The 16,341-nt window shown below is 69.2% G+C and carries 17 protein-coding genes; 4 read left to right on the forward strand and 13 right to left on the reverse strand.

The annotated features are described in order from the left end of the window. The first annotated feature begins 12 nt into the window (after positions 1–12). Positions 13–912: a hypothetical protein gene (locus tag D187_RS02530; protein WP_002623057.1), complete on the forward strand. Its 900-nt coding sequence runs from the start codon at positions 13–15 to the stop codon at positions 910–912. Between the two features lie 67 nt (positions 913–979). After that, a complete protein-coding gene (locus tag D187_RS02535; RefSeq protein ID WP_002623056.1) occupies positions 980–2,431 on the forward strand; it encodes a hypothetical protein in 1,452 nt (483 codons plus the stop codon). Between the two features lie 21 nt (positions 2,432–2,452). On the opposite strand, the gene D187_RS02540 is transcribed toward D187_RS02535, so the two are convergent. Both D187_RS02540 and D187_RS56305 read right to left on the reverse strand, forming a co-directional pair. Next, the gene (locus D187_RS02540; protein WP_002623055.1) at positions 2,453–2,815 is read right to left on the reverse strand and encodes a nuclear transport factor 2 family protein; all 363 of its coding nucleotides are present in this window, start codon (positions 2,813–2,815) and stop codon (positions 2,453–2,455) included. Between the two features lie 59 nt (positions 2,816–2,874). Further along, positions 2,875–3,036 carry a hypothetical protein gene (locus tag D187_RS56305; protein ID WP_162159612.1) on the reverse strand — a complete coding sequence of 54 codons (162 nt, stop codon included), beginning with the start codon at positions 3,034–3,036 and terminating at the stop codon, positions 2,875–2,877. Between the two features lie 73 nt (positions 3,037–3,109). Here D187_RS56305 and D187_RS49330 point away from each other — a divergent pair, with 73 nt between their 5' ends. After that, complete coding sequence (locus tag D187_RS49330) at positions 3,110–5,371, forward strand: sensor histidine kinase (protein WP_002623053.1); 2,262 nt, start codon at positions 3,110–3,112, stop codon at positions 5,369–5,371. A 23-nt stretch (positions 5,372–5,394) separates the two neighbouring features. On the opposite strand, the gene D187_RS02550 is transcribed toward D187_RS49330, so the two are convergent. From D187_RS02550 to D187_RS02560, 3 genes are all read right to left on the reverse strand, one after another. Continuing rightward, a complete protein-coding gene (locus D187_RS02550; RefSeq protein WP_002623052.1) occupies positions 5,395–5,685 on the reverse strand; it encodes a hypothetical protein in 291 nt (96 codons plus the stop codon). Positions 5,686–5,951: 266 nt separating this feature from the next. Continuing rightward, on the reverse strand, positions 5,952–6,497 hold the full coding sequence (locus D187_RS02555) for an ester cyclase (protein WP_002623049.1): 546 nt from the start codon (positions 6,495–6,497) through the stop codon (positions 5,952–5,954). A gap of 45 nt (positions 6,498–6,542) precedes the next feature. Further along, a complete protein-coding gene (locus D187_RS02560) occupies positions 6,543–7,646 on the reverse strand; it encodes an MBL fold metallo-hydrolase (protein ID WP_002623048.1) in 1,104 nt (367 codons plus the stop codon). Between the two features lie 69 nt (positions 7,647–7,715). Here D187_RS02560 and D187_RS02565 point away from each other — a divergent pair, with 69 nt between their 5' ends. Beyond that, positions 7,716–8,468 (forward strand): TetR/AcrR family transcriptional regulator C-terminal domain-containing protein, encoded by a 753-nt coding sequence (locus D187_RS02565; protein WP_211241434.1) that lies wholly within the window; start codon positions 7,716–7,718, stop codon positions 8,466–8,468. 21 nt (positions 8,469–8,489) lie between these two features. Here D187_RS02565 and D187_RS02570 read toward each other — a convergent pair whose 3' ends face one another. The 8 genes from D187_RS02570 to tssF all read right to left on the reverse strand — a co-directional run bounded on the left by D187_RS02570 (position 8,490) and on the right by tssF (position 16,312). Further along, positions 8,490–9,203: an HvfC/BufC N-terminal domain-containing protein gene (locus tag D187_RS02570; RefSeq protein WP_002623046.1), complete on the reverse strand. Its 714-nt coding sequence runs from the start codon at positions 9,201–9,203 to the stop codon at positions 8,490–8,492. After that, on the reverse strand, positions 9,203–10,051 hold the full coding sequence (locus D187_RS02575) for an MbnB/TglH/ChrH family RiPP precursor modification enzyme (RefSeq protein WP_002623045.1): 849 nt from the start codon (positions 10,049–10,051) through the stop codon (positions 9,203–9,205). The genes D187_RS02570 and D187_RS02575 overlap by 1 nt, the downstream gene beginning before the upstream one ends. A gap of 45 nt (positions 10,052–10,096) precedes the next feature. Further along, positions 10,097–10,396 carry a hypothetical protein gene (locus D187_RS02580; protein ID WP_002623044.1) on the reverse strand — a complete coding sequence of 100 codons (300 nt, stop codon included), beginning with the start codon at positions 10,394–10,396 and terminating at the stop codon, positions 10,097–10,099. Between the two features lie 78 nt (positions 10,397–10,474). After that, positions 10,475–10,984 carry an RICIN domain-containing protein gene (locus D187_RS02585; RefSeq protein ID WP_002623043.1) on the reverse strand — a complete coding sequence of 170 codons (510 nt, stop codon included), beginning with the start codon at positions 10,982–10,984 and terminating at the stop codon, positions 10,475–10,477. Between the two features lie 73 nt (positions 10,985–11,057). Further along, a complete protein-coding gene (locus tag D187_RS54625; protein WP_002623042.1) occupies positions 11,058–11,636 on the reverse strand; it encodes a toxin-antitoxin system YwqK family antitoxin in 579 nt (192 codons plus the stop codon). A gap of 16 nt (positions 11,637–11,652) precedes the next feature. Beyond that, positions 11,653–13,515, reverse strand: a complete 1,863-nt coding sequence (locus D187_RS02595) for a type VI secretion system Vgr family protein (RefSeq protein ID WP_002623041.1) — start codon at positions 13,513–13,515, stop codon at positions 11,653–11,655. Then, a complete protein-coding gene (tssG, locus tag D187_RS02600; RefSeq protein WP_002623040.1) occupies positions 13,512–14,540 on the reverse strand; it encodes a type VI secretion system baseplate subunit TssG in 1,029 nt (342 codons plus the stop codon). The genes D187_RS02595 and tssG overlap by 4 nt, the downstream gene beginning before the upstream one ends. Beyond that, complete coding sequence (gene tssF, locus D187_RS02605; RefSeq protein ID WP_002623039.1) at positions 14,495–16,312, reverse strand: type VI secretion system baseplate subunit TssF; 1,818 nt, start codon at positions 16,310–16,312, stop codon at positions 14,495–14,497. The genes tssG and tssF overlap by 46 nt, the downstream gene beginning before the upstream one ends. Between the last annotated feature and the right edge of the window lie 29 nt (positions 16,313–16,341).

Raw genomic sequence — 16,341 nt, forward strand, 5'->3', positions numbered from 1 at the left:
AGCTGAGCGCCGTTGATTCGCGCCCTTTCGATCCATTTCCTGCCGGGCCTGGCCCTTGTGCTCTGTGCGGCGGTGTGCCCGCTGTCCGCCCACGCGGGCCCGCGGTCTCTTCTGGCGGGCTGTACGGCGGAGCCGTTCGGCGGTGAGGGGTGGAGCTACGAGTGCGGTGACTTCAGTGCCGTCCTCTCGGACCACGCGGGCGTCTCCGCCCAGAGGCTATGGCAGCGCAGCCGCCGCACCTTCCAGAAACAGGCCGCGGGGGGAGTGACCTTCAAGGAGGTGAAGGCCACGCTGGCGGGCCGCAAGGTGCGCCTCCTGAGCATGCGCCCGAAGGTGACCGAGGCGCAGGAGTCCTCGGTGTTCGCCGTCGTGCCGGTGAAGGGAAAGGGGGCGCGGCGGCTCCTCTGCAAGGCCCGTGGCACGCCGGAGCCTCAGGCCCGCTGTGGGCGGGTGCTGGAGCAGCTCGCGTCGCAACCGTGGAGGGCCCTCCCCGAGGAGGGGGTGGCCGTGGCGCAATCGGATGCCGCGCTCGCGGGCCGGGAGCTCGTCGCGCCCGACGGGTGCAACCTCACGGCGGAGAATGGCAGCGGCCGGATCGAGTGCGGCGACGGCTCACGGCTCGACTGGACCCGGCTCCCCGATGCCTCCCGCCTGCGAGACTCCGTGCGGGTGGGCATGCTGACGTTCAAGGACGTCCCCCGGGCGAGCTTCCTGGAGTCGCGCCTTCCCTGCGCCATCGACGGCGCCAGGACGGAGTGCACGTACCTGCGCATGCTCGGCCCGAGTGAACGGCGGGAAGCGTACTTCGCGGGTGCGGTGGTGCGCGGGATGCCGACGGTCATCTCGTGCATCGCGGGAAGGTCCTCGCGGCTGTTGCCCCAGGCGTGCCAGCAGGTACTCCGCATCCATTGAGATGGACGGGCGCCTCTTGCCGGGGTGTCCGGGAGCGGAGGGCGACGGTATAAGGTGCGCGGAAAACATGTCCCGAGAGCCGCTGGCCGCACCCATCCCCTCCGACGAGCCCTGGAAGACCGTCCTCCTGCTGGTGGCCTGGGGGGGCTTCGCCGCCTGGTGCGTGAGTGGCATTCCTCCCTCCGTGGATCTGCCCGCCCACGCGGCCCAGATGCAGACGCTCGCGGAGCTCGTCCGGGGTAATCCCCAGGTGTCCGCCGACTACGAGGCGCACCTCCCGCTCGGCTACGGGCTGCCCATCTGGCTCTTCCTGCCAGTGACGCTGCTGACGAATGGTGCCTTCGCGGCGCGGCTGGCCGCCTGGACGGCGCTGATGCTCCTTCCCCTGTCCCACCTGGCACTCGCGCGGGTCCTGCGCCGGCCCACGTGGACGGTGGTGTTCGGGTTGCCGCTCGCCTTCAACATCTCCTACTGGTACGGCTTCCTCCCGAGCTTCTTCTCGCTGCCGCTCGCCCTGCTCTCGCTCGCGCTCTACCTGCACGCCCTGCGCGGCCCGGGGCGCGCCGTGGGCGCGGTGGTGGGGCTCGCGCTCTTCTCCACGGCGACGATGCTCTCGCACCTCGTCGCCTTCGGGGCCCTCTGTGTCGGCGTGGCCGCGCTCGCGCTCACCTCCGAGTCCCGGCGCCGGGCGGTGGGGCTCGCCGCCGCGGGCCTCGCGCTCCCCCTGGCCCTCTGCGCGACCCGCGTGGTGACGCTCGCCTCCAGGGCCGTCACCGCCGGCGACCACATGGCCACGGACTACGGGTGGGGCTCGCACTTCAACTGGCTCCTGCGCAACTACCGCCCCGAGGGCCGTCTCGCCGTCGTGGGCCCGCTGCTGGTGACCCTGGTCTTCGTGGTGGCGTACCTGCGCCATCGGCGCGAGGAGCCCCGGGCGCCCTGGGTGCTCTTCCTCGCGCTGGGCGCGCTCTTCCTGGTGACGCCCAAGGCGCTCTCGGGCGCGTGGCTCATCCACGTGCGGCTGCCGGTGCTCGCGGGCGTCGTCGCCCTCGTGCTGGTGGACCCGGCATACATCGCCCGGCGGTTGCGGCTGCTGCTGATGCTCGTGGTGGTGGCCTCGCTCGCCGAGACGGCCCGCTACCACTGGCGCTTCAAGCAGGAGGTGGCGGGACTCGAGACACTGGTGGCGAGTCCTCCGCCCCAAGGGGTGCACGGCTACCTTTCGCTCGTCGGGAACCGGGCCCGGGACAGCCGCCTCGTCTACCTGGAGCACCTCGGCCAGTGGTGGACGGCCACCCAGGGCGGAGTGGGGCACCACTTCTTCGCCGATGCGGACCACCAGCCCGTGCGCTTCCGCCCGGGCCACTCGCTGCCGCAGGCGTTGGACGCGAATTCCGCGCGGCAGCTGGCTCCCTTCAACACCCTGCTGGTGTACGGGGATGCGCCGCTGCCCGGAACCCTCACGGACTTCGAGGAGACCGCACGCGCGGGCTCATGGCGCCGCCTGGAGCGGCGCTGACGAAGGTTCGCGTGCGGCCGGTTACGGGTTGAAGAGCTTCGACGCGTCGACGTATGCGTTGTACTCGGCCAGCTTGCCGCCTTCGAAGCGGGAGATGGTCGCCCACGGCACCGTGAGCTTGCTCCCATCCTTGCGCACGTAGGTCACCAGCCCGTTGGCGAAGGCGCGGTCCTCCAGAGTCCAGCAGTTCTGGAACTGGTGGCTGATGCCGCCGATGGCCGAGAAGAACCCGGCGATGAAGTCCTCGATGCGGCCGCGGCCCGAAACCGGCTCGTTGTTGCCAAAACGGAAGACGCCCCCCTCGGTGAAGAACGACGAGAAGCCGCGGGCGTCGAGCGCATCCACGTGCGCGAACATCTCGTCGAAGAATCGCTTGTGCTCCATGAGTGCATTCTCCTGGTGCGGCATCGTGGACAGGGGGGCCGCGCATGCCGACCCGAAGGTTACGTGGTCCCTCCCGGCAACGACAGCACCTCCTCGAGGGCGCTCTTCCAGCCACCGGCCTGCTTGCCCACGAGGGTGCCCTCGTCCGGATGGGCCTTGCCCCGGTGACGTGGGGCAGGCTCACTCTCGAACACCTCTCTCGGGATTTGTCGGGAGCGCAACTTGCTGGAAGATTTCATCCCAACCGGGTCGGGGATTGGTGAACGCTGAGGGCTCGGGGGAGCACTCTCGGCCATGCCGTCCCTTGCGGAACTCATCGAGCGGAATCGAGAGTCGCTGCTCCTGCGATACCTCGAGGAGGCCAGTCGGCTTCCGTCCGCCAGGGCCGTGAGCCCCCAGGATGTCATCGACAACCTCCCCGAGTATCTCGCTACCCTGCGCACATCCTCCCGCGATCAGCGCGAGGACCCTGGCTACACACGGCGGAGTCTGGAAGAGGCTCACCTCCGGCGGCGTCTGAGGTTGGGCTACACGCAGGAGGACGTGAAGGCCGAGTTCGCCCTCCTCGGGCGGCTCCTCTCGAGCCTCGGGACGTCCCTCCCTCCCAGCCAGCAGCCCCCTGCCGAGGACACCCAACGGCTCCACGACTGGCTGCGAGCCGCCCTGGAGCACACGGAGTCCGTCTTCGGCGAGCGCTCACCCGAAGCCAGCCACCGCATCCCACCCGGTCTCGGAGCACCGCAGCTGCGTGAGGCGCACCTGCGACTGGCGATCGAGGCCACTGGCCTGGGGACGTGGGACTACGACCCCCTCACCGACGTGGTGCACGCCGACGAGCGCTGCCTGCACCTGCTCGGCCTGCCTCCGGATGCCACCTTGGACTATTCCGTCCACCTCTCCGCGCTGCACCCGGAAGACCGTGAGCGCGTGCATCAGGTGGTGCAGCACTCCTTGAGTCCGACCGGCAGTGGCTCCCATCAAATCGAGTTCCGCACCGTGGGCCTGAGGGACGGTATCGAGCGATGGTTGTCCGGCAACGGGCGGGCCCTCTTCGATGAGAACGGACGGGCGGTGCGCCTCGTCGGCACGGTGCTCGACATCACCGAGCGTGTGCGCGAGCGCGAGGCCACCGAGCGAGAGAGGAAGCGGCTCACGGCCATTCTGGAGAGCATGTCCGAGGCCTTCCTCTCCTTCGATCAGGATTGGCGCTTCACCTATGTCAACCGCGAGGCGGAGCGCTTCATGGGAATGTCGCGCGAGCAGCTGCTGGGCCGCGACCACTGGGAAGTCTTCCCCGCTGCCCGGGGAACGAACGTGGAGCGCTACTACCAGCGCGTGGCCGCCGAGCGCATCCCGCTCTCCTTCGAGAACTTCTACATCCCCTGGCAGCGCTGGTTCGAGGTCCACGTCTACCCCATCGACGAGGGGATCGCCGCCTTCTTCCAGGACATCACCGAACGCAAGCACCGCGAGGAGGAGCGCGAGCAACTGCTACGTGAGCAGACCCGTCTGCGCGAGCAGGCCGAGCAGGCGCTGCTCCAGAGTCAGCGCGCGGCGGAGGTGCTGGAGCATGGGGATCCCTTCGTCCTGCTCGACAGGGACTTCCGCATCACCCAGGTGAACAAGAATCAGGAGCTCATCAGCCAGAAGAGACGCGAGGAGGAGCTCGGCCGTATCCTCTGGGATGTCTTCCCCGCCATCGACAATCCCGAGTCCGCGTACTGGCGTGAGTACCACCGCGCGATGAATGAGCGGGTACCCGTGCACTTCGAGGAGTACTACCCCCCGCAGGATCTCTGGGCGAGCGTGAACGCCTACCCCACCGCGGAGGGCGGGCTGGCCGTGTTCTTCCGGGACACCACCGAGAGCAAGCGCGCCGAGCAGTTCCGCGAGCGGTTGATGGGCATCGTCAGTCACGATCTGCGCAGCCCGCTCCACGCCATCACCCTGGCCGCCGAGACGCTGCTGCGCCGGGAGAGCCTCTCCGAGTCCGCGCTCGCCCGGGTGCGACGCATCGTCCAGAGCGGGGAGCGCATGTCGAGGATGATCACCGACCTGCTCGACTTCACCCGCGCCCGGATGGGCGGAGGCATTCCCCTGCAGCGCCGGCCCGGAGAGATGGTGGGGTTGGTTCGCACCACGCTCGAGGAGTTCGACATCACGCACCCGGGCCGCATCGTGTTCTCCCCTGGCCAGGGTCCCTACACCGGAGAGTGGGATCTGGATCGGCTCGCCCAGGTCATCTCCAACCTCGTGAGCAACGCGTTGAAGCACGGGGCCGGGAACACCCCGGTGACGGTGGACCTCCGCGAAGAGGGCCAGGAGATCGTCCTCGTGGTGAGCAACCAGGGCACGCCCATCCCCGAGTCGCTGCTGCCCCATGTCTTCGATCCCTTCCGCCGCTCCGCGGACAGCTCGCGCCAGGGGTTGGGCTTGGGGCTCTACATCGCGCAGCAGATCGTCCTGGCCCACGGGGGCTCCATCACCGCGAGCTCCAGCTCGGTCGCGGGCACGACCTTCTCCGTGCGGCTGCCCCGCGGCTCCGCCCCGTCCTGAAGCAGCCCGCCTTGCCAGGGGCGTCAGCGCCCGACGAGACCGTCCAGCAGGCGCCTGGCGAGGACCATCACGGTATCGCGGCGGGTCCCGTCGAGCCGTTCCCACCCGAGGAAAGCGAGCGACACGGGCTCTGTCGCCGTGAAGGCGGAGAGCGAGGTGATCAGCATCACCGCGCCCGCGCGCTCCTCCTCCCTCCCGGGGCGGCGCTGGCGAGCGATGGCCAGCAGGTCGGCGACGAGGCCGATGCCGGGGCTCCACAGCCCCTCGAACAGCAACGCATAGCCCGGGCCCTGCTCGCTCATCTCGCGCAGCACGAAATCGGTGGTGAGCCGTTGCTCGGCATCCGCTGCTCAAGGCCTGTCGGCCAGCATCCACGAACTTCCCTTGGAGGATTCATGTCTCAAGTCATGTCTCAAGACGTTGCCGTGGCACGCCCCAGTCTCCTGAGGACCCTTGCGCGCATCTGGCTGGGAGCCTCCTTGCTCCTCGCGGGTGCGGGCCACCTCACGTGGGCCCGCACCGAGTTCCTGGCCCAGGGAAGTGACACATCCCCACACCCGCGATGGGCTTTCCCCTTGCCCTATGCGTTGAAGGTGGGCGGGGTGGTCTCGGTCAGGGAGGGGACCGGCTTGTCGCTGGACATCGCCAGGAGTCCCTTGAGGCATTGGGCGGCGAGGAGCCAGTTCTTCGGTTGCTTCATGTCGAGGCCGCCGACGAGCTGCTTGAGGATGCTGAGGGTGTCGAAGTAGACGCGCTCGCAGACCAGCGTCTCGGTCGCGTCGAAGATGAAGTACGCCGTCATGCGCACCCGGAACGAGTTCCCGGTGGCGGGAATCTGGCCCAGCGGACCCAGGTGGGTGCCCATCAACCAGAATTCGACGATGACGGCGTCGTCGCTGTGCCGCAGCGCGATGATCTCGTGGTGCTGATCTGGGAACGCGATGCGGGTGTCGCGGTAGTACCTGCGCACCATGCTGTCGCCGTCGTGCACCGTCAGGGTGGGGATCAGCTCGTAACGGGGGTTCGGGAAGGTCGACAGGACGTCATCCCAGTTCTGCTTCACCTCGTCGTGGAAGTGGTTCAACACCAGCTTCTGCCGTGCCTCGCGGACTTGCTCGGTGGGCATGCGTACCTCTTTTCTTGGGGGGAAGGACTTCAGGGAATGGGGCGGTCAGCCCCGGTGATGGATGGCCCGGTGGCTGAACGTGGGGGCCGTGCCGGGTTGGGTCCATGACGCGGTGAGCTCGCTGGAGGGGAAGAACTGAAGGAACCGTTCGTCCGCCAGGGAGCGATCGACCAGCGTCTTCTCGAGGATCAGCGAGTTGTACTGGTCCGCGGTGGTCTCCAGGGTATTGGCATTGAGGATGACCTCCTGCCCCCAGGTGCGCGCCCACCGCGCGAGCCCTGGCATGCGCGAGTGCTCCGGGGTCAGGCACTCCGCGGCGATGGCATTCTCACTGCTGGCCCAGATGCCAGTGGACGTGTTCAGCACGAGGGACTGGTTGCCGAAGACGTGACCCGGCGTGGCGACCACGGCGACACCGGGCCCGAGGACGTGCCCTCCCTCGATGGCGAGGAAGACGTCGGGCCGGAGGTCCGCGAACGTCGCCGCCTGGTACCACGGCTGCTGCAGGGGATGCAGATCCGCCATGGCGGCGAGTTCATCGCGTTGAACGATGACCCGGGCATTGGGAAGGAGAGGCTTCACGACGCCGCCCAGGTCCTCCTGCGGGGCGGTCGTCCCCACCCAGCGCCTCAGGTCCTGGGTGTGCAGGTGGTCGAACATCAGGTAGTCGACCTCCTCCGGAGCGATCCGCAGGCGCGCCAGATGGTCCAGCACCGTGCCGTGTTCCTTCACGAGGAGGGAATGCAGAGGCCTGGGGACGCGCTCACCCAGCGCCGCGAAGTACGGCGTCTTGCGGCCGAGTTCGACGTCGCTCGGCTCGAAGAGCAGCACGCGCCGCCGGCCATCGGACTCGCGCCAGCGGATGACCAGCATGCGATTGGTGATGGACAGGAAGGGAGACAGCGCCGTGCTGGCGCGGAACAGTCCAAACGCCGTGGGGTACGGCATCGTGACCAGGTCACAGGTGTCCACGCTGTCAGGCGTTCCCGTCGACACGAACTCCGAGCGGAACCGGGCGGCCCGCGTCCGGGCCCAACGCAGCCTGGCTCCGGAGCCTCCCGGCACGCTCTCCATGCCGTCGAAGGTGTCGATGCGCGCGCCCATCCTGGACATGTCCGCGACATTGGAATCCAGCCACTCACGCCGCATCGGGCACCTCCCGCGTTTACCTACGCTGTAGACTGGAAATAATCCTACGACGTAGGTATTGTCAATGTCATGAAGCGTTCCGACGGGCGTGAACCCGACATGGAGCCGGAGGGCGCGGCGCCGCGGCGCGGACGGCCGAGGGGAGGTCCCCGGCTCACGCGGGAGAAGGTCCTCGAGGCCGCCTTGACGCTCGTGGACCGTGGCGGGACCGAGGCGCTGAGCATGCGGAGCCTCGCCGCGGAACTCGGCGTGGACGCGATGAGCCTCTACAACCATGTCGCCAACAAGGATGCGGTCCTCGACGGAATCGCGGAGCTGTTCCTGGGACGCATCGGCCTGCCCGAGCCTACCGGTGACTGGCGCACGGATGTCCGCGCGCTCGCGGCGGCCTTCCGCCACGCGGCGGCCCAGCACCCCCAGGCCGCCCCGCTGGTGCTCACACGTCAGCTCGAGTCCTTCAAGGGCCTCGTGGGCACGGAGTCAACGCTCGGACTGCTGCATGCGGCCGGTTTTCCACCGGAAGAGGCCGTCCATGCCCTGAGGACCGTCCTCGCCTTCCTGGTCGGGACGCTCCTGCGCGAGGTGTCCTCCGGGCCGACCTTCAGCGGCCAGAACCTCGAGGGCCTGGTGGAGCGCCGTGCGGAACTCGAGAATTCCGGCTTCCCCCACGTGGCCCGGGCCGCGCCCCACCTGGCCGCGTGCAATCACGAGGCGGAGTTCGACTTCGGCATGGACTTGCTGGTGGCCGCGCTCGAACAGCGGGCGCGCGCCCGACGACCCACCGCGACGAGCGCGGACCGCCGAACGCGGAAACCACGGTAGGCGTCTGGAGATAACGTCGGCTCAGGGGGTGAGAACCAGCCCATCCGCCACGCAGCGCTCCACCGCTGCGCGGATGTCGGATTCCGCCACTCCCGTGGCCACGGCCACCTCGGCCGGAGCCAGCCCCTCCACCGCTATCTTCAGGGCCAGCAACGCCACGTCATCCGCGGCCATATACAGGGACACCAGGTCTCGCGGGTGGCGCCACAGCAGCGCCAGCTCCTCGCCCGACCGCGGCTCGCCTTGCGCGCCACCTCGGACGAAGGCACATAGCCGACAGGAGTGCCGCAGCACCGCGAGCGTGGGATTGGGCGAGAGCCGCTCCACCGTCACTGGCACCCGCTCCTCCGAGGTGTACACCGCGAAGTCCGTCCACTCGAAGCGCGCCAGCTCCGGCACCCACGCGGGCAGCCCACGTTCCGGCGCCTTGTCCGAGAGGAAGTCCGGGAAGTGCTCTCCCAGGCGATTGAGTTCGTAGTGCCGTGCGGGCCCGGTGACGAAGTAACCCCGCACCAGTTCTTCCCAGGCGGCCTCGCCCACGCATCGCCGCACCAGTGGGAAGAGTTTCTCCACTCCATCCGCCACGTGGTGGCGCACGAAGCGCCCATACAAAGCCACCCGCGCGCGCGGTGCCTCCCACCCGGGGTGCGCCGCGTACAGCCGCTCCAGTCCCGTCGCACCGGGCTCCGCCAGGTATGTCCTCATGGACTCGAAGAAATGCTGGAGGCCCGGCATCACCGTTCTCCCAGGGCTCCGAGCACCGCACGCGCCCGGTCCGCCTCGTCCAGCACGGCCTCCAGCGACGGGATGTCCTGGTCCCACTCGATGAGCGTCGACACCGGGCCGGTGCGTGCCAGGAGATACTGGTAGAGCGACCACACCTCGTCGCGGACGGTGTCTCCGTGGCTGTCGATGAGCATGTCTGGCAATTCCGTGTGGCCGGCCAGATGGACCTGCACCACCCGCTCCAGTGGCAGTGCGTCCAGGAAGGCCCTCGGGTCGTAGCCGTGGTTGCGCGCGTTCACGTACACGTTGTTCACATCGAGCAGCAGGCCGCAGTCGGCCTCCTCGACCACTGCCCGGAGGAAGGCGGCCTCGGACAGGGTGCGCCCGGGCATGTGTGCGTAGTAGGTGATGTTCTCCAGCAGGAAGGGTCGCTCCACCCTCGCCATCACCTCGCGGACTCGTGGCACCACGTGCTCCACCGCCTCCTCGGAGAAGGGCAGCGGCAGCAGGTCGTGCAGGTACACCCCGCCCAGGCGCGCGTAGCACAGGTGGTCGGAGAAGAAGGGGGAGTCCACCCGCTCCACCAGCGCCGCGAGCCGGGTCATGTAATCCTCGTTCAGGGGCTCGGGCCCGCCGATGTCGAGTCCCACCCCGTGGGGAATCACTGGCCAGCGCTCGGCGCAGGCATCCAGCGCCCGTTGCGCGCGGCCGCCCAAGGTGAGGAAGCTCTCGGAGACGAACTCCACCCAGTCCAGTGCCCGCGCGGTGCGGGGGAGTAGCTCATGGAATTCCCGCCGCAGCCCGATACCGGCTCCCAGCGGCGTCAATCCATGTCTTCGTGCATGGCTCGTGGTCATGGGTGGAGTCTCCTGAGAGAGGGCTCTCCGCCATCAGCGCTGGCGCTACCTGCCACCACCGCAACCGCTCTCGCCGCAGCTCGCGTGGGAGCCCTTCTCCGGAGCCGTGGCCTTCTGGCCGCCGCTACAGGTGCCCTCCCCGCACGAGGCCTCGCCGCCCTTCTGGGTGGCCTTGCCGCTACAGGTGCCCTCCCCGCACGAGGCCTCTCCGCCCCGGGTGCTCCCAGCGCCCTGGGTGCCTTTCTCCGTGCCGGGCTCCGCCGAGCGGTGGGTGGTTGCACATCCCGCCGCGAGCGAGCCGAGGGACAGGGTGCCGACGAGTGCTGCCAGGGTCTTGACGTTCATGGAGTGTTTTCCTTGTCGTGTGAATTCTTGCTTTGCGTCATGTTCATCTTCCGGCCGTGAGCTGCATGGCGAGGGCTGCTAGCGCGGGGGGCTTATGCGGAATCGTTGATTGTCCTGGCCGGTGCACGCGGCCTGGATGAGCTTGGAGTCCTTGCCGGGTGAGGCCACCAGACATTTGCCGCTGAACTCGTTGCGAAGCTCCCGGTGCCCATCCGCGCCCCTGTCGCTCACGCGGAACACCTGGCAGTCCGCGCCATTGCACGGCTTCTGGATGATCGCGGCTCCGTCCTCACGGCTTCCGTTCTCGACGTCCACGCACAGTTGGTTCGCCTGGGAGACGATGTTGAACGTCTTGTCCTCGGGCTTCCCGACCGGCTTGAGCCAGAAGCCCTGGCCGGGCTGGGCCTTGTTGGGGGTCAGCACGACGGCCGCTCCCTCCTTCCCCTCCGGGCCACCGCCAAGGGTCACCACCTGGGGGCTGTCCTTCAGGGTGATGACGAGGGGAGTGGACTCGGCTCGTGCCGAGGTGCTGAGTCCCAGGGTCGTCATGGCGGCAACCACCGCCACCGACAGCATCCGGCTCATCATGTGTCTTCCTTTGGTGTGAAGGGTTGAGGCGCTCCACGGATTGGAGTGCGCTCTCCGCTCATGTGATGGTGTGTCAGGAACCACCGCCTCCTCGGAGCCAGCTCTGGAGCCATCCAGGGGGTTGCTCCCCTGCTTGTCGTTCCTGCTCCGCGGGCCTGTCCGCGCTGGCCTCCGGTCCAGGTCCCCTCGAGTCCTGCTCCGCGGGCTGTCCCTGCTCCAGGGGCCATCCCCGCTCGAAGAGCACCCGGCGGGTGAGCTTGCCTTCCTCATAGAGCTCGAGCGGACCCTCGGGCCTGTCCTCCTCGAGGGTGTGCTTCATCAGCGGCTGGCCATCCCGCCAGGCGAGCAGCTCGCCGTGCGTCCTGCCCTCATGGAATCCGAGCTGCATGCGGAAGCGCCCCTGCTCGTCCTGGAGTTCCGCCGGCCCGTGGAGCTGGCCGTCCGCGAACATGACCCGCTGCACCACCTGGCCGTCGGAGCCGTAGAGGCTCGTGGGCCCGTGCAGCAGGCCCGCGCGCCAGTGCGATTCCTGGACGAGCCGGCCGTCCTCGTCATAGGTGGCCGCCACTCCCTCCAGCCGGCCCTCGTCGTCCTCGAAGTAGCGCTCGCGCACCCGCCCCCGCTCGTCCTTCTCGATGAATTCCGTTGGCACGGGCTCATCCCTCCGCTCAGGGGGTGGGCGGAATCGGCGGGAGCGGAGGCCCTCCCATCGGAAGCGGAATCATCGGGCCCAGGATCATCAGGGGCGTCGCCTTGAGCATGTGCATGAGCTTGACGTTGCTGATCAACGTCTGGGCATCGGCCATCATCATGAGCTTGGAGCTGTGCCGCAGCAGCGTGCCCGCCGAGCTCTCCAGGGCCAGCTTCGCCTTCTGGGTGAGGTTCATCCCCGCGATGCTCTTGAGCGACATCTTCGCTTCCTGCGTGAGGTTCCTTCCCGCCTTGACGTCGATGGAGCCCCGCACGTCCAGGGTGAGGTTGCCCCGGACCCGGATGGTGCAGTTGCCCTGGATCTCCGTCACGCTGTCGCGCTCCACGGACACGTCCATGTCCCGGCGGGCGTGCAGATAGAGCTCCTCCGCGCCCTTCTTGTCCTCGAAACGCAACTCATTGGGCTGTCCCCCGCCGGAGGCATCCCCGCGTACGGTGCTCCGGGTCTGCCCGGCGGGCAACGGATAGGGCACCACCTGCTCGGCGTTGTAGACGGAGCCGGTGACGATGGGCCGATCCGGATCCCCATCCAGGAAGGTGACCAGCACCTCCTGGCCCACGTGTGGCAGGAAGAAGTGGCCCCAGCCCTTGCCCGCCTGGCCCTGCGCCACCCTCATCCAACACGAGCTGCGCTCGTCCTTCTGGCCCTCCCGATCCCAGTGGAACTGGACCTTCACGCGGCCGAACCGGTCCGTCCAGATCTCCTCGCCCGCCTTGCCCACCACCCGGGCGCTCTGCACGCCGTGAACCACCGGCCGCGGCGTGACGCGAGGCGGACGGTAGGGCGTGGCGGCGGGGATGGCCTCGAAGCTGTTGCTATAGGCCTCCACCGTCGCCAGGTGAGACACCCAGCACAGCACGTACGCTCCATTGATGTCCTGGCGCTCGTGCTCGGCGAGGGTGAAGCGGTAGCCAGGGATGAACCAGCGCACGTGACCCTGGCCTCGCAGCGTCCGGGCCTGCGCCTCGTGCGCCTCCAGGCGGATCCGGCCGCGCTGCTCGCCCACGTCCCGGCGGGTGAAGGCGCCGGGGTATTCGTACTGCTCCTGGCGCCCCTCCTTGCCCTTCACCCTGCCCTTCACCTGCGCTTGCAGCCGGGTGGACGGCGTCTCGAAGAAGTAGTCCCCCAGGGCGTAGCGTCCGGGTACCACCTGCTGCTCCAGCTCGCACCCGGTGATGGCGTCCTCCGTCCGCGCCTCACCCAGGTGCCCCTGGACCTTCGCCATCCCGGGACCCGGGCAGGGCTCATGGGCCGCCACATCGTCCGCCAGCACCAGCGTGTGCCGGTCCTTCGTGTGCTCGAAGAAGTAGAAGATGCCCTCGTCCTCCATCAGCCGTGAGGCGAAGTCGAAGGCGGACTCCTGGTGCTGCACGCAGTACTCGCGAGGCGTGTACGTGCGCCGCAACGCCAGCCGGAAGTCGGTGAAGCCCTGCTCCTGGAAGAGCTGCTGGAGGAGTTGCGGCACCGTCAGGTTCTGGAAGATGCGGCTGTCACGGTTGAGGGTGAGCAGCCAGAACCAGGGGCGCAGCTCGGCGATGTACCGGGTGAAGTCCCCGAAGGTGCCGGCCTGGACGAAGCGGGTGATGATGCCGTGGAAGAACCGCTCGCCGCCCGTGCGTTGCGCCAGGGAGATGGCGGCGCCCTTGCCCACCACCCGCGAGAAGTCCACGTCGAGCCGCTCGGAATGCAGCTCCAGCGTGAAGTGGAAGGGACGGGAGAGGGCCTCCTCGCCCTGGAAGCCGTGCAGCAGCAGCACGTCCTTGCCCAGGGGCGTGGTGACGGAGAGGTAGACGTTGTCCTGCGTGTATCCCGACCTCATGTTCCATCCTCCCGCGCGCCGTGCGCGGACATGTGACGGGGCGAAAGCGCCACCGCCTGGGTTCCCTGCCGGCCGGGCCTTGCCCTCAGCCAGGACGTCCACCCCAGGCGCGAGCCGCTCGGAGCGCCCAGGGGTTGCTCGGGGATGTCTCCGGAGCGCACCGCCAGCACCAGCCGCACCTCGGGCCCCGGGCCCAGCGCGAAGCGGGTGAGCGAGCGCAAGGTGCCCAGTCCCCGGCCACCGGGCAGCAGATCCACATAGCGGCGCCAGGAGAGAGGGCCCAGCTCCAGCTCCAGGCCCGCCTGCTCCAGCCAGGCGCGCCCGCCGAGCACCGCGCCCTGGCCGAGCCGCTGGTTGCGTCCGGTGGGGCCCAGGCGCGTGCGCTGCTCCTCCTCCAGTTCCATCCACGCGCCCCGAGGCGCCCGCGGCCTCACCCCCACGCCCAGCGCGTCCGAGAGCATCGCCCGCAGGGCCTCGAGGGACACGGGCCGGTGCGCCAGCAGACCCGCGTAGCGCAGCAGCCGCCGATCCTCCACCTCCAGCCGTCCGCGCGTGCCCCGGGTGCCCAGGCCCATGAGCGCATACAGATAGCGGGCCACGTCATGGGCCTCGGGCACGCCCGGCTCCAGCCACACCCGGCGCCGCACCCGCCCCTGGTACAGCAGCGACAGCAGCCGGTGGTGGAAGATGTCCAGGAAGTCGCGCAGGCCCGTGTCCCCCACGCGCGTCCTGTCCCGGAGCTGCTGGGCAAAGGGCCTCGGCAGCGGCCCCTGCACCCCGCCCAGGCCGAGGAAGGCCACCGTCATCTCCGGCGCGCCCCCGGGACTCGCGGGCGGCATCACCTGGACGATGTCGCTGGCGGGGAAGGCCAGCTCCACCGAGGCGCGCAGCCGCACCGGCTCCCTCGGGCGGAGCAGGCGCAGCAGGCGCATCGCCTGGAAGAAGTCGAAGCGGTGGCCAGACTCGAAGAGCTCCTGGGCTACACCAGGGGCGCGTCGCCGGCCATGGGGGGCCATCTCTTCCATGTGTCCTCCCGCTGCTCGCTCCTCGCGACGAGCTGGGTGAAGGAATCCACCGGGGCGTACAGGCCGAAGAAGTGGTGGAGCACCGCCGCGAGCAGCAGCGCACTGCCGCCCACGTAGAGGGACTCGTCGAAGGTGAGGGTGATCTCCTGGCCACGGCAGAAGCCCCGCCAGGCATCCCAGCCGCGCTGGCGCACCACCGGGCGGCACGCCAGCCCCGTCAGCCCCTGGAGCTGCTGCTCGCACACCTGGCCGCCGGAGAAGTCATGCAGCCGCAACAGCTCCTCGAGCGCCTCCAGCGCCTGGGGGCCGTTGGCGAGCGAGAGGTGGTTGAGCGACAGCAACGAGACGAGCTGCCAGAGCATGGCGCCCCGCTCCGGGGGCGCGCGGGGCGGCGTGGGACGGCGCAGGCAGCGGATGGCGCCCACGGGGACGCGCTCCTCCACCTGGAGCTCCGCACCGGGCCCGAGTTGCACGGGCAGCTCCCCATTGGTGCACAGCGTGTGCACGTGCAGCGTCTGCTCCGCCGGCAGGTGCGGGTCGAGCTCCAGGTCCACGAAGGACAGCAGCATCTGGGAGCCCGGTCCCTGCGCGCGGCCGGTGGGCTGACGTCGGGCGTACCAGAAGGCGCGCGGCTCCTGCCCGTCATCCCGGTGGCGCCAGGAGAAGAGCGGCTCCACCCCCCGCGTATGCCCGGCCCCCTCCGTGGCGGCGGTGACGGAGAGGATGGAGTGCAGCTCCAGCTCCTGCTGGCGACGGTAGTCGGGCACCAGCGGGTACTCGGTGCGGCGCTGATCCAACCGGATGGGCTCGGCCAGCTTGGGAAAGAGATTGATGATGGGGGTGCAGCCCAGCCGGAACGTCTCCGGCGTGAGCGCGAGCTGCTCCTCGGGCATGGCATCCAGCAGCACGAACACCTCGAGCGCCTGCTGCGACGCCTGGATGCACGCGCGCTCCAGCGCCAGCTCGAAGAAGAGGAACTTCTCGGGGAAGGCGAAGTACTCCTGCAGGAGGCGATAGCCGCGGTGCTGGTGGGGCAGCGAGGGCAGCACCGCCTCCTCGGGGCCGAAGCCGAGCTGCCGCAAGCTGTCCGCGGGTTGGAAGCGGGGCTCGCCCGGCGAGCCATCCGGCACGAGCGCCACGCTCCGGGCATGGCAGGTGAGCAGCTCGTAGAGGCGGAAGGTCAGCTCGGAAGGTCCGTCGAGGAAGAACTGGAGCCGCTCCAACTGGAGGTCCGCCAGCCGGGCCTCGCGGGCCGCCAGCCGCAGCCGGAGCACCGCCGACACGTCCCGCCTCCCGCGCAGCCAGCCGATGGAGAGTGGAGACTCCAGGCTCGCATCCGTCACCTGGATCGGCCAGAGCGTCACCGGGGCGCAGGTGCGGAAGCGGCAGGTCTGCCCCGGGCGTGGCTCGGCCAGGAGCTGTGTACCGCGCTCGATGCGGCTGCCGGCCAGGGGCAGGCCAGCCGCCGTATCCACCTCGAAGCAGGCGATGGACAGCGAGGGAAGGGACTCCACCAGGTGGGGGGCCAGCAGACCCAGCAGGGTGGTGGAGAGCTCCGGCAGATCGCTGTCGAAGGCATGCTGGACGCGCGCGGTGAGGAAGGCGAACGACTCGATGAGGCGCTCCACGTGGGGGTCTCCCACCTCGCTCGCGCCCAGCCGGAGCCTCGCGGCCAGCTTGGGGTAGCTGGCCGCGAACTCCGCTCCCGCTCCGCGCAGCCATGCCAGCTCCCGCTGGTAGGCCTGGAGCAACTCGTCCTGACTGCTGCCCATCGCTTGCCTCCACTCATCCGCCACTGCCG

The sequence above is a fragment of the Cystobacter fuscus DSM 2262 genome (assembly GCF_000335475.2).
Taxonomy (GTDB): domain Bacteria; phylum Myxococcota; class Myxococcia; order Myxococcales; family Myxococcaceae; genus Cystobacter; species Cystobacter fuscus.